Consider the following 13,338-nt stretch of genomic DNA (forward strand, 5'->3'; position numbering starts at 1 on the left):
CAAAATACAGGTTGCTCGCGCATGAAACGCGGCATGCGCGCGATGCGGCGCGGATCAGCGGCGTGAGGTCGTGGGGTTGCCGAAGCGCGGACTGCCCATCTTGCGCTCCAGCCAGCGCACGACGAACGCGCTCGGCCATGAGAACGCCAAATATATCGCGCCAATGATCGTGAAGACGGTGGCGTACTGAAAATTCGTAGAGGAAATAATCTGACCGGTGAACATCAGTTCCTTGACGGTCACGATGGAGACGAGCGAGGTGTCCTTGAACAGCGAAATCGCGTAATTGCCGAGCGGCGGCACGACGATGCGCAGCGCCTGCGGCAGCACCACGAGTTTGAGCGCCTGCCCGTTCGACATGCCGAGCGCCTTCGCGGCTTCGAGCTGGCTTTTGGGCACCGCGAGTATGCCGGCGCGATAAACCTCGGCGAGATAGGCCGAATAATTGATCGACAATCCGAGTACGCCCGCCATGAACGGATCGAACCGAATCCCGAACGAAGGCAAGACGAAATAAATATAGAAAAGCTGCAATAGCGCGGGCGTGCCGCGAATCAACTCGATATACGCGGAAGCGAGCAGGCTCGGCAGCCGCGCATGGCTGATCTTCGCCATTGCGAGCACGAGGCCGCACGGCAGGCTCAGCGCCAGAATGCACAACGTCAATTCGAGGCTCGTCAGCGCGCCGCGCAGCAGATCGGGCAGATAGTGGCTCGCGCCGTGCAGGTCGAACAGGTCCGGAAGCGTAGTCGGCATGAATTCCTTGCCCGCGGCGGCCATGCGGGAGTGCAGTAGTGCGTGTGGAAAGGATTGAGCGGATTGAACGGGTCGAGCGGGTCGTGTCGGGAATAGCGGTCATGCGGGCGCGCCGGGCGCCGGTCGGGCGGCGCGCGTTCGCACAGGCGCGTACTTGCACTTAATTGCACGTGCCGGCTCGTATGCGATCTTAGGCGTCCGTGCGCGCCGATGCGCGCTTATCCGTACTGGTTAGTTACCCGCGCGTGGCAAGCTGCGGCTGCACCTGCGCGCCGAGCATGCTGCTGATCCGCTCCGCATACATCCGCAACGTGCCGCCCAGGGCATGCAGGTCGTTGTCGCTGAGGCCGGTCTTGAGCGTGGTGACGCTGATCGCCGCCACGCCCTCGCCGTCGCGGTTGGTGATCGCGGAACCCACGCAGACCACGCCGATGTTGTCTTCCTCGTCGTCGAACGCATAGCCGCGCTCGGCAACCAGAATCAGATCGCGCATGAGTTCGGCGGGCGTGGTGCGCGTGAACTGCGTGCGTTGCGGCATGCCGGTATGCGCGAGCAGTTTCACGACGCGCGCGGGCGGCAGGAGCGCCATCAGCGACTTGCCGAGCGCCGAGCAATGCGGCAGTTCGCGCTGGCCGAGCGCGGACGCGATGCGCACGATGCCCGCCGCCTCCACGCGCGCGATCGCCACGGCGTAGCCCTCGTCGTCGAGCACCGCGAGCCGCGACGTGAGACCGGTGGTTTCGGTCAGTTCGCGCAGCACCGGCATGGCGATCTGCGAGACGCCGATATCGGCCGCCGCCCGGTCGCCGAGATGCACGAGCGCGAAGCCCAGCCGGTAACGGCGCGAGCCGCCGAGCCGCACATCGATCACGTAGCTGCGCGCCAGCAGCGTCTGCAACAAGGCGAACGCCGTGCTTTTCGACACGCCGATGATCGTGGCGATTTCCGCCACCGTGAGCCCCTCGCTGCCGCAGGCTCCCAAGGCTTCCAGCACGTCGAGCGCGCGGCTGACGCTGCGAAGCGCATAACGGTCTTCGGTATTTTGAGCGATGGGTGTTTGAGCGGCAGATGTCATTTTTATTTCGTGTTCGTCCTGATTCGCCCCGTTAGCGAACCCCTCCGACGAAACGCTAGCTTCGCACACTCGATATTGACAGTCACTAGTGCTGAACCTACCATAAATAACACTACCGAACCGCGTTCGGTATAGCCGAACGATTGAATCCAGCGCGATTTGGGAAGCGCCGCGGATTCACCGCGCGCCCAACCCAAAACAGACGACAACAGGACGCCATCAGGCCGGCGATGCACTCAGGGCATGTGCATCGCTCAACGCCGGGCGAAGAACAATGGGAAGCCTATCGGAACGGGGTTTACACAGCGCCAGACAGCAGAAGCTGTCGGGCGCTCATTCGTCGAAACTCGCTCACGACGAGATTTTGCATATCAAGGCGGTACTGCGACGATTGTCCAACGAGGACATGAACGATTTAGGTTTGCCACCGGGTTATTGGCGCAAGCGTTTGCGCGACCTGATGCAAACCCACCAGTTGTCGAATGGCCAATTCGACGAGATCGACCAGCTGCTGGCTTCCTTGAAAGAATAGTGGCGAGCGGTCAGCTTTTCCGGCCAAAAAAATAGAACCTGAGAGCGTTTTAAACCCGAACTATGCCTCGCGCATAGCCAATATCGTAATCAAATTCGGGATGCAGCTACGCGCTATTGGCATTAGGCGCGTTTGAGCGGACGACGCGATGGCGCGGCTTGAGTCGTTATGGTGGTTTTCGCCGTGATTTTCGTCGCCGCTTTACGGGCAGTGGGTGTTTTGCGGAGTGTTTTTACGTCGCCGGCAGCCAGCGCGGGCGCTTTCACGCGTCCTGCACGAATGCGCGAAAGCACGCGCTGGGCGTTGGCGGAGCAGTCCATACCTTCGGGCTTCGCTTCGATTTCGGCGATCAGCGCCACGAGCTGAGCCCTGCTTTGCGCGAGGCGCTGTTCCAGCGCCTCGATTTCCGCCACCTTGCCGCGCAGCGTGTCGATCAGCGTCCCGTGCTGCCATTGCGCATTGTCGAGCGGCAGCAGCATGCGAATCTCGTCGAGACTGAAACCGGCCTGTTGCGCGCTGGTAATCAGATCGAGCACCAGCACCGCATCGGGCGCATAGCTGCGGTAACCGTTCGGTTCGCGGTCGGCTTTGAGCAGGCCGATGTCTTCGTAAAAACGAATACGCGAAGCCGCCAGCCCCGTGCGTTGCGCCAGTTCTCCGATTTTCATGTTCCTCGCCTCCGCGCGCGGGTCGTTCCCGCAGGGGGTGCCGATCGCCTGCCAGTCTGTACTTTAAGCTTAAAGTCAACCTGAAGGTCAAGCGCCCACGCGAGCCCACCTTGCCCTATCGCCACGATAGAAAAAATTCGCGCGCCCACTCGCTCGCGGCCATTGACATTCAAGTTAGCTTCAACCTTAAAGTCGGCACACGATCCAGTGAGGTGAAACCATGAACGTGTTCGACCCGTTATCCCTGCCGAACGGCTCGGTCATTCCGAACCGCATTGCCAAAGCGGCGATGGAAGAAAACATGGCCGACGCGCATCACGCGCCGTCGGCGCAACTGATGCGGCTCTACGAGGCGTGGGCGGAAGGCGGCGCGGGACTGCTCATCACCGGCAACGTGATGGTCGACAGCCGCGCGATGACCGGCCCCGGCGGCGTAGTGCTCGAAAACGACCGGCACCTCGACGCATTTCGTCAATGGGCGCGTATCGGCCGCTCGCACGGCGCGCAATGCTGGCTGCAGATCAATCATCCGGGCCGCCAGATGCGCGCCAATCTCGGGCAGCCGACGTGGGCGCCGTCGGCCGTGCCGCTCGCGCTGGGCAGTATGTCGAAGCACTTCGCCACACCGCACGCGATGACGCAGGCGGTCATCGAAGACGTGATCGAGCGCTTCGCACGCACCGCGCAGCTCGCCGAGCGCGCGGGTTTCACCGGCGTGGAGATTCACGCGGCGCACGGGTATTTGCTCAGCCAGTTCCTCTCGCCGCTGAGCAACCGCCGCACCGACCGGTGGGGCGGCTCGCTCGCGAATCGCGCGCGGCTATTGCTCGACGTCGTCAAAGCCGTGCGCGCCGTGGTCTCGCCGCAATTCGCCGTAGCCGTCAAACTGAATTCCGCCGATTTCCAGCGCGGCGGTTTCAGCGCCGACGACGCGCGCGGCGTCGTGCAATGGCTCAACGAACTCGATGTCGATCTGGTCGAATTATCGGGCGGCAGTTACGAAGCGCCCGCGATGCAGGGCGACGCTCGCGATGGCCGCACGCTCGCGCGCGAAGCCTATTTCGTGGAGTTCGCGCGCGATATCCGCAAGATAGCGACGATGCCTGTGATGGTCACAGGCGGCATTCGCCGCCACGCCATCGCGCAACAGGTGGTCGCGAGCGGCGTGGATATGGTGGGCATCGGCACGGCGCTCGCCATCGATCCGACGCTGCCGCGCGCGTGGCGTGCGGGTCGCGACGCGGCGCCCGCGCTCGCGCCCATCGCGTGGAAGAACAAGCCGCTCGCCTCGCTCGCGAACATGGCTGCCGTGAAATTCCAGTTGCAGCGGTTGAGCGTGGGAAAGCGGACCGATCCGAACGTCTCGCCACTGCGCGCGCTGATCGTTCAGCAAGTGGCCGAAGCGGCGCGCACGCGACGCTACCGCCGCTGGATCACGCAGTCGCGGCAGGCAAAAAACTGATCAACCCGCGACCCGGAACACGCCCACCGTCGAGCGCAGCCGCGCAGCCTGTTCGTCGAGCGCGGCCGCAGCAGCAGCGGCCTGTTCGACCAGCGCCGCGTTCTGCTGCGTGACGGTATCCATCTGCGAGACCGCCTGATTGACCTGCTCGATGCCGGTGCTTTGCTCGACCGACGCCGCCTCGATCTCGCCCATGATGTCGCTCACGCGCATGATCGACTGCACGATTTCCTTCATGCGCTCGCCCGCCACCGCGACCTGGCCCGAGCCCGCATCTACGCGCTCCACCGACGAGCCGATCAGCGCCCGGATATCCTTCGCCGCCGCCGCGCTGCGCTGCGCGAGCGCGCGCACTTCGCCCGCGACCACGGCGAAACCGCGCCCTTCGTCGCCCGCGCGCGCGGCCTCGACCGCCGCGTTGAGCGCCAGAATATTGGTCTGGAACGCGATGCCCTCGATCGTGCCGATGATCTCGCCGATGCGCTTCGACTCGCCCGCAATGCGCTGCATCGTCTCGATCACTTCGTCGACCGCGCTGCCGCCGCGTCCCGTCGCGTCCGACGCCAGTACCGCGAGCTGACGCGCCTGACGCGCGTTTTCGGCGTTCTGCTTCACCGTCGCCGTGAGTTGCTCCATGCTCGCCGCCGTTTCTTCGAGCGAGGCCGCCTGCTCCTCGGTGCGCTGCGACAGATCGGCGTTGCCCTGCGCGATCTCCGACGACCCCGTCGCGATCGAATCGCTCGATTGCTGAATGCCCTGCACGAGATCGCGCAGCTTCACGCGCATTTCGTGCAGCGCGTGCATCAGGCTCGAACGGTCGCCGGCCGCCAGCGCGATCGGCGTCGTCAGATTGCCCGCCGCGATCTGCGCGGCCAGCGCGGCCGCGTCGGCCGGTTCGCCACCGAGCGCACGGCGGATGCTGCGCGTCATGAGCCAAGCCATCGTGCCCACCACCGCGAAAATCAGCACGGCGATGGCGATCATCGTGCGCGCGACGCGCCAGAACGCGGCGTTGATATCGTCGTAAAAGAAGCCCGTGCCGATCCACCATTGCCATGCGGGCACCGCCACCACACCCTGCAATTTCGGTTCGAGCGGACTGTTCGCCGAGCGGTGGATCAGCACGTCGACGAGCGCCACATGCTCGCGTTGCAGCCCTTGCGCGTACGCCTGCGTGTCGGTGAGATCGCCCATCGTCGTACGATTACCGCCCGTTTTCGTGCCGATCAGGCTCGGGTTCGGATGCACGAGGTTGATGCTGTCCGTCGAGGTGATCCAGAAATAGCTCTTGCTGTCTGCATTCAATTCGCTGATCGCCGCTTTCGCCGCGCTCTGCGCGGCCTCGCGCGTGAGTTTGCCCTGCGCTTCCTGCTGCTGGTAATACAGCACCAGATGCTCGGCCTTGAGCAGCAGATTGGTGATTTCCTGCTGCCGGCTCTCGACGAGCGACTGCTTCAGTTGCGACAGGGTCGTCGCGGCGATCAGGACGACACCGACGAGCGCGGTGCCCACGAGAAGGATCAGCTTGGTTGAGACTTTCATTTCGACTCGAAAAGACGGGGAAAGACGTCGGGCGCGATGCAGACTTCCGATGCATCTGCAAAATTAACCATTTGGTTAATGCATATCGGCACGGCGCGCGGCTTCTTGAGTCGGGTAAGTGCGGAGTGTGTGTGGCGTGTGCGGCGCGCAGCGTCAGGCGCTCGTACGCGTCTCCATGAAGGTATGGCGGAAATACTCGCGCACGGCGTGCATCGCCGGGCTCAGTTCCTTGTTCTTGCGCCACGCGAGCCCCACGCTCATCGCCGGCACCGCGTCGAGCAGCATGATGGTTTCGATGCGCCGCCCTTCGAGCGACCACGGCCGATACACCATGTCGGACAGAATCGCCACGCCGGAACCGTTCGCCACCATGCTGCGCACGGCTTCCACCGACGAGGTGCGCAGAATCACGTTCGGCCGCCACGCGGTTTCGTTCCAGTAGCGCATCGCCGTTTGCGCGGCTTCGTCCACCGTCAACATGACGAAGGGCTCGGGCGCGACCGACGCGAGCGTCACGCTCTCGCGCTTGAGCAGCGGATGATGCGCGCCCACCCACAGGCGGCGCACCGAATGAATCACCGGTTCGAGCGCGAGTTCGGGATTGGAGACGTTGGACGTGAGCAGCACCGCCATGTCGTATTGCCCGGTGATCAAACCTTCCTCGATGGCGTCACGATTGAGTTCGTGCAGTTGAATCGTGAGACGCGGATACAGCGCGTTGAGCCGCTGCACATGATGCGGAAGAAAGTAGCCGAGCACGGTGTAACTCGCGGCAATCGCGAGCGTGCCCGCGAGCGTGCTTTCGAGGTTGGGAATGCGCATGGCCTCGTCCACCGACGCGAGGATCGTGTACGCGTGATTCAGAAAGCGCCGCCCCGTGTCGGTCAGCGCGACGCCCGTCGCGCCGCGCACGAATAGCTGCGTGCCGAGCGTCTCTTCGAGTTCCTTGATCGCGCTTGTCACGGCGGACTGCGAAATCGTCAGATGAATAGCCGCTTGCGAGAGTTGCCCGAGTTCGGCGGTCGCAACGAAGTATTTGAGCTGTCTGAGCGTGAGCGCCATCTTCGTGGGTGGCCCGGCGGCCAGGAAAGAGTCCGGCCGATGGTATCGAAAAAATTGATACTGAGGCATACAAAAATAAAACTTTTTTGGCGATCAGCCACCGGTTAACCTGCCTTTCAATCCTGTTGCGCAGCGGCCTGACACGCCGCCGCCAGACGAACCTGGAGGAGCACCGTATGAACAAGCAGTACGTCGACCTGAACTCCGATATGGGGGAAGGCTTCGGTCCGTGGCACATCGGCGATGGCGTCGACGAGCAGATCATGCCGCTCATCAGTTCGGCGAATATCGCCACCGGTTTTCACGCGGGCGATCCGAACATCATGGCGCGCACCGTGCAACTGGCGCGCGAGTCCGGCGTCGGCATCGGTGCGCATCCGGGCTTTCGCGATCTCGTCGGTTTCGGCCGCCGCCATATCGCCGAAACGCCGCAGGCGCTCGTCAACGATCTGCTGTATCAAGTGGGCGCGCTGCGCGAATTCGCGCGGCTGCACGGCGTGCGGCTCCAGCACGTCAAGCCGCACGGCGCGCTCTACATGCACGCGGCGCGCGACGAAACCTTCTCGCGCCTGCTCGTCGAAACGTTGCAACAGGTCGATCCGAATCTCTTGCTGTTCTGCATGGAATCGTCGGCGACGTGGCGCGTGGCGCAGGAGATCGGCCAGCCCGCGATCCGCGAGTTCTACGCCGATCGCGACTACGACCGCAACGGCTCGATCGTCTTTATCCGCCGCATCGGGCCGCTCGATCCCGAACAGGTTGCCGAGAAAGTGCTGCGCGCCTGCGTGGACGGCAAGGTGCGCACCGTCGACGGCGACGACATCGATATCGACTTCGACTCCGTCTGCATTCACAGCGACACGCCCGGCGCGCTGCAACTGGTGCGCGGCACGCGCGAGGCGCTGGTGCGCGAAGGCATCCGCATCACCGGACCGCTGGCGACGGCCGCGAGTCTCTGAGCCGCGCGACGCTGAATCCCATAACACGATCAAGGAGCACAACACGATGGCACTGCACGATATCGTCAGCCCGTTGCCGGGCACGTTCTACCGGCGTTCCTCGCCTGACGCGCCGTTCTATGTCGAGCTGGACGCCGCTGTTCAGCCCGATACCGTCGTCGGCCTCGTCGAAGTGATGAAGCAGTTCACGGAGATCGAGAGCGGCGTGGCAGGACGCGTCGCGGAACTGCTGGTCGAAGACGGCGAGCCGGTCGATGCCGGCCAGGTGCTGATGCGCGTGGAGGCGTGACGCCATGAACGTTGCAAACACAACCAATACGCGCTATCGCCCCGCGCGCATCCGCACGGTGCTGGTGGCCAATCGCGGCGAAATCGCCGTGCGCGTGATCCGCGCCGCGCACGAACTCGGCATGCGCGCCGCCGTGGTAGTCAGCGACGCGGATCGCGACAGTCTCGCCGCGCGCATGGCCGACGAAGCCGTGCACATCGGCTCGTCGCACGCGGCGAAAAGCTATCTGAATCCGGCGGTCATTCTCGACGCCGCGCGCCAATGCAACGCCGACGCCGTGCATCCGGGCTACGGTTTCCTTTCCGAAAACGCCGACTTCGCCGCGCAGGTCGAAGCGGCCGGCATGATCTTCGTCGGCCCGGCGCCGCAAGTCATCGCGACGATGGGCGACAAGGCCCGCGCCCGCGAGACCGCACAGCGCGCCGACGTGCCGACCGTGCCGGGCAGCACCGGCGTCGTGCAATCGCTCGACGAGGCGCGCGAAGTCGCCGCACGCATCGGCTATCCGATCATGATCAAGGCGGCGGCGGGCGGCGGCGGTCGCGGCATTCGCGTCGCGCACGACGCGGCCCAGCTCGACGCGGAACTGCCGCTCGCGCAGCGCGAAGCGCAGGCGGCGTTCGGCGACGGCGGCGTCTATCTCGAACGCTTCGTGAAGCACGCGCGCCACATCGAAGTCCAGGTGCTCGGCGACGGTCACAACGTCGTGCATCTGTTCGAGCGCGAATGCTCGCTGCAACGACGCCGCCAGAAGATCCTCGAAGAAGCGCCCTCGCCTTCGCTCACGCCCGCGCTGCGCGCACAACTGTGCGCGTCGGCCACGCGGCTCGCGCAACAGGTCGGTTATCGCAGCGCGGGCACGCTAGAATATCTGTTCGACGAAACGCGCGGCGAGTTCTACTTCATCGAAATGAACACGCGCATTCAGGTCGAGCATCCGGTCACGGAGGCGATCACCGGCATCGATCTCGTGCGCGAAACGCTGCGCATCGCCGACGGCGAGCCGCTGCGATTCCAGCAGAGCGATATCGTCATGCGCGGCGCGGCGATCGAATGCCGTATCAACGCCGAAGATCCGCTGCAGGATTTCCGCCCGAATCCTGGCCGCGTCGAAGAACTGATCTGGCCGACCGGCCCCGGCGTGCGCATCGACTCGCTGCTGTATCCGGGCTACGTCGTGCCGCCGTTCTACGACTCGCTGCTGGCCAAGCTGATCGTGCACGACGAGAGCCGCGCCGCCGCGCTCGAGCGTCTCGCGCGCACGCTGCGCGAGCTGCATATCGGCGGGCTGAAAACCACCGCGCCGCTGCATCAGGCGCTGCTCGCCGACGACGACGTGCGCGCCGCGCGCTATCACACCAACTTCCTCGAAACGTGGATGGACGCCTGGCGCGCCGCCTGCGCTGAACCCAAGCAGTCGAACCCGCAGGAGGCATCGTGACGATACGCTACACCTATGGCGGCGACGAATTCGTCTTCGCCGAGATCAGCGAGGACATGTCGCTCGACGCGTTCTTCAAGGGCACGGCGATCACGCGCGAACTCGCGCGCCGCGAGGTTCCAGGCGTAACCGAAATCTGTCCGGCGAACGCCTCGTACCAGGTGCGCTACGACCCGGACGTGATCGCGCCCGACGCGCTCGTGGCGCTGCTGAAAAGCATCGAGGCCGAAGTGGGAGAGGCCACGCTCGACATCGACACACGCATTGTCGAAGTGCCGGTGCTCTACAACGATCCGTGGACGCACGAAACGCTGATGCGCTTTCGCGAGCGTCATCAGGATCCGGAATCGACCGATCTGGAATACGCCGCGCGCATCAACGGCAAGCGCGACGTCGACGAATTCATCGCCGCGCATGCGGATTCGCCGTGGTTCGTCTCGATGGTCGGTTTCGTCGCGGGCCTGCCGTTCATGTATCAGATGGTCGAGCGCGAACGCCAGTTGCAGGTGCCCAAATACCTGCGCCCACGCACCGACACGCCGAAGCTCACCGTGGGTCACGGCGGCTGCTTCGGCTGCATCTATTCGGTGCGCGGCGCGGGCGGCTACCAGATGTTCGGCGTCACGCCCGCGCCGATCTTCGACCCGCAACAGCGTCTCGATTATCTGCGCGACTTCATGGTGTTCTTCCGTCCCGGCGACATCGTGAAGTTCAAGCCCATCGACCGCGCGGAATACGACGCGGCGCTCGCCGCCGTGGAAGCGGGCACGTTCGCGCTGCGCACGCGGCCCGTGCGCTTCTCGCTCGACGCCTTCCTGCGCGATCCCGACGCGACCAACCGTTCTCTCGTCGAGGTGCTGTATGCCGACTGACACGCTCAATCTGATCGAAGTCGTGAAACCCGGCCTCGCCACCTCGGTGCAGGACGGCGGCCGCCAGGGCTACTATCACGTGGGCATTCCGCCGTCCGGCTCGCTCGATCAGTATTCGTCGCGCGCGGCCAATCTGCTGGTCGGCAACGACGAAAACGCGGCCGTGCTCGAATTCACACTGCTCGGCCCCGACCTGCTGTTTCATGCCGATGCGCTCGTCGCGCTCACAGGCGCGGAAATGACGCCGAAGATCGACGGCGTCGTGCAGCAAAGCCACACGGCGCTGCGCGTGCGCGCGGGCAGCAAGCTGAGCTTCGAGTACGTGAAGCGCGGCGCGCGTGCGTATCTCGCGGTGGCGGGCGGCATCGACGTGGCGGAGGTGCTGGGCAGCCGCTCGACCTACACGCTCGGCGCGATCGGCGGACACGAAGGCCGCCGTCTGCAAAAGGGCGACCGCATCGGCTTCGGCGCTGCGCGCGGCGCGGGCCGCGAAGGCACCGAATTGCCGCCGGCGATGCGCGCGAAACTGGACAACACGGTGGCATTGCGCGTGCTCACCGGGCTCTATCACTACCGCCTGACCGACGAATCGGCGCACAGCTTTTTCGACGATGAATGGATCGTCGCGCCCGAGGCGGACCGCATCGGCTATCGCTACAAGGGCGGCACGCCGCTGCGTTTCCGCGACCGCGAACAGCCGTTCGGCGCGGGCGCGGATCCGTCGAATATCGTCGACGCCTGCTATCCGATCGGCTCGATTCAGGTGCCCGCGGGACTGGAGCCGATCATCCTGCATCGCGATGCGGTCTCGGGCGGCGGCTACGCGACCATCGGCACGGTCGTCAGCGCCGACATGGATCTGATCGGCCAGATGCAGCCGAATCATCGCGCGCGTTTCGTGAGCGTGACGATGGACGAGGCGCTCGCGGCGCGCAAGGCATATCAGCATCGGCTCACGCTGCTGCGTGAAGCGTTGCAGACCTGAACGCTGTCGTAGTCGTCGCAGTCGTTGTACTCGTCGTAGTCGAACCCGCAGTCCTCACCCGCTTGTAAAAAACCAGGCCCGCGCCGCTTCCGGCGCGGCGTCTCACCGGCTCCATTCTCAACTCGCGTTCCGTGCGGCCTCGCGCCGCCCGGCGGATGCGCTCGCGCTTTTTTTGTCTGATCAGGCTGCCCGACCGGCGTCACGGCAGCCCCGTTGCCGCACGCGCGGCGCGGCCCCGACGCCGTTCATCGATTTGCCGATTCGAGGAGCACGATCATGGCCAACCTGGCTCAGGAAAGCACGGAGGGCGACGTCGATCTGTCGACGCGCGCCATCCCCGATAGCGCGAGAATGCCGCCCTTCTCGCTGACGATGGCGTGGTGGGCCGTCTGTAGCGCGGTGTTCTACATCGTCGTGGGCGCGACGCTCGCGCTCAATTACGGCGCGCGCAACGCGCTGATCGGCATGGCGCTTTCAGTGCTGTCGTATGGCGTCATCAACACGATCATCAGCCGCTATGCGATGCGCACCGGCCTCTCCGTGGCCTTGTTTTCACGCGTGCTGTTCGGCAGCGTGGGCGCGGCGCTCGCGACGCTGATCTTCTTCGCCACCGCCATTTACTACGCGGTGTTCGAAGGCTCGGTGATCGCCGTCGCGGCCAATCATCTGTTTCCCGCGCTCGACTACAAATGGGCCGCGCTGATCGTGGTCTGCTACAGCGTGCCGCTCGTGTTCGGCAGCGTGCAGCACTGGCTCGACAAGTTCAACGGCGTGCTGCTGCCGTTTTATCTGCTCGGCCTGCTCGCGGCCGTGGGCCTCACGACCTGGGAATACGGCTACAACGCGGCATGGCTCGACTTCGGCCCCAAGGGCGCGGTGCCCGCGAACGGCTGGTGGCAATGCTTCGTCTACTACATGGGCGTGTGGGTGCTCATGATGTTCACATTCGACTATGCGCGTTTCGGCCGCAAAAAAGACGCGGGCTATCACGGCCGCTTCAACTTCGGCATTCCGTTCTATCTCGTCACGTTCCTGCTCAACGGCGCAGCGGGCATTTATCTCGTCAGCACGATCCCAGGACTCGGCACGCTCTCCGAAGTCTCGGTCGTGCTCGCGCTGCTGAAGCTGATGGGCATCTGGGGGCTGCTGTTCGTCTGGGTCACGCAGTCGCGCATCAACACCGCGAACTACTATCTCGCGACCATCAACATGCAGGCCTTCTTCCAGAAAGCCGCCGGTTTGCGCGCGCCGAAATTCGTCTGGGCGCTCGTGGTGGGCGTCGTGGTCTACACGCTGATGATGGCCGATATCTTCTCGAAGATTCTGCAGGCGCTCGCGTGGCAAGGCGTATTCGTGGTGGCGTGGGTGGGTGTGGCGCTCTCGCATATCACCTCGACGCGTTACGAACGGCTGATCGGCGCCGATATCGAATGCCGCGATTCGCACGTGCCGCAATTCAATCCGGGCGGATTGATCGCGTGGTTCAGCGGCGCGTTCGTCGGCTTCGCGCTGAACACGGAGACCGGTTTTGCCGCGTCGCTTTCGGCGCCCGCGACTTTCGTGATTTCGTGGGCCGTGTATAGCGCGCTGCTGGCCGGCGCAAAGCGCACGTGGTTCGTGCGCAATCTGTAATCGGCCAACAGCGGAATAAAAAAAGCGCGTCCTCGATGGACGCGCTTTTTGCTTTTCACACTT

13 protein-coding genes are annotated in these 13,338 nt (G+C 64.3%); 8 read left to right on the forward strand and 5 right to left on the reverse strand.

The features are described 5' to 3' along the window. Nucleotides 1-54: 54 nt before the first annotated feature. Nucleotides 55-756 (reverse strand): amino acid ABC transporter permease, encoded by a 702-nt coding sequence (locus G5S35_RS32730; RefSeq protein WP_110326624.1) that lies wholly within the window; start codon nt 754-756, stop codon nt 55-57. Nucleotides 757-991: 235 nt separating this feature from the next. Beyond that, entirely contained in the window at nt 992-1,831 is an 840-nt protein-coding gene (locus tag G5S35_RS32735) for an IclR family transcriptional regulator (protein ID WP_065057839.1), read from the reverse strand. Nucleotides 1,832-2,105: 274 nt separating this feature from the next. On the opposite strand from G5S35_RS32735, the gene G5S35_RS32740 reads away from it, so the two are divergent. Further along, entirely contained in the window at nt 2,106-2,363 is a 258-nt protein-coding gene (locus tag G5S35_RS32740) for a hypothetical protein (RefSeq protein WP_065057838.1), read from the forward strand. A gap of 122 nt (nt 2,364-2,485) precedes the next feature. On the opposite strand, the gene G5S35_RS32745 is transcribed toward G5S35_RS32740, so the two are convergent. Continuing rightward, entirely contained in the window at nt 2,486-3,031 is a 546-nt protein-coding gene (locus G5S35_RS32745; protein WP_183040542.1) for a MerR family transcriptional regulator, read from the reverse strand. A 220-nt stretch (nt 3,032-3,251) separates the two neighbouring features. Here G5S35_RS32745 and G5S35_RS32750 point away from each other — a divergent pair, with 220 nt between their 5' ends. Further along, on the forward strand, nt 3,252-4,493 hold the full coding sequence (locus G5S35_RS32750; RefSeq protein ID WP_183040543.1) for an NADH:flavin oxidoreductase/NADH oxidase family protein: 1,242 nt from the start codon (nt 3,252-3,254) through the stop codon (nt 4,491-4,493). Here the strand turns inward: G5S35_RS32750 and G5S35_RS32755 are convergent, their stop codons facing one another. Continuing rightward, nucleotides 4,494-6,035 carry a methyl-accepting chemotaxis protein gene (locus tag G5S35_RS32755; RefSeq protein ID WP_124261602.1) on the reverse strand — a complete coding sequence of 514 codons (1,542 nt, stop codon included), beginning with the start codon at nt 6,033-6,035 and terminating at the stop codon, nt 4,494-4,496. Nucleotides 6,036-6,188: 153 nt separating this feature from the next. Beyond that, nucleotides 6,189-7,097, reverse strand: coding sequence for a LysR family transcriptional regulator (locus G5S35_RS32760; protein WP_183040544.1), 909 nt, complete (start codon nt 7,095-7,097; stop codon nt 6,189-6,191). A 176-nt stretch (nt 7,098-7,273) separates the two neighbouring features. Here G5S35_RS32760 and G5S35_RS32765 point away from each other — a divergent pair, with 176 nt between their 5' ends. From G5S35_RS32765 to G5S35_RS32790, 6 genes are all read left to right on the forward strand, one after another. Beyond that, complete coding sequence (locus G5S35_RS32765; RefSeq protein WP_110326626.1) at nt 7,274-8,056, forward strand: 5-oxoprolinase subunit PxpA; 783 nt, start codon at nt 7,274-7,276, stop codon at nt 8,054-8,056. Nucleotides 8,057-8,102: 46 nt separating this feature from the next. After that, nucleotides 8,103-8,345 (forward strand): acetyl-CoA carboxylase, encoded by a 243-nt coding sequence (locus tag G5S35_RS32770; RefSeq protein WP_065057834.1) that lies wholly within the window; start codon nt 8,103-8,105, stop codon nt 8,343-8,345. 4 nt (nt 8,346-8,349) lie between these two features. Then, nucleotides 8,350-9,786, forward strand: coding sequence for an acetyl-CoA carboxylase biotin carboxylase subunit (locus tag G5S35_RS32775; RefSeq protein ID WP_183040545.1), 1,437 nt, complete (start codon nt 8,350-8,352; stop codon nt 9,784-9,786). Further along, entirely contained in the window at nt 9,783-10,658 is an 876-nt protein-coding gene (locus tag G5S35_RS32780; RefSeq protein WP_065057832.1) for a 5-oxoprolinase subunit B family protein, read from the forward strand. The genes G5S35_RS32775 and G5S35_RS32780 overlap by 4 nt, the downstream gene beginning before the upstream one ends. Further along, nucleotides 10,648-11,643, forward strand: coding sequence for a 5-oxoprolinase subunit C family protein (locus tag G5S35_RS32785; protein ID WP_183040546.1), 996 nt, complete (start codon nt 10,648-10,650; stop codon nt 11,641-11,643). The genes G5S35_RS32780 and G5S35_RS32785 overlap by 11 nt, the downstream gene beginning before the upstream one ends. 276 nt (nt 11,644-11,919) lie before the next feature. Beyond that, nucleotides 11,920-13,275: a purine-cytosine permease family protein gene (locus G5S35_RS32790; protein ID WP_183040547.1), complete on the forward strand. Its 1,356-nt coding sequence runs from the start codon at nt 11,920-11,922 to the stop codon at nt 13,273-13,275. The last annotated feature ends 63 nt before the right edge of the window (nt 13,276-13,338 follow it).

Origin of the sequence: Paraburkholderia tropica (assembly GCF_014171495.1) — a bacterium.
GTDB lineage: Bacteria > Pseudomonadota > Gammaproteobacteria > Burkholderiales > Burkholderiaceae > Paraburkholderia > Paraburkholderia tropica.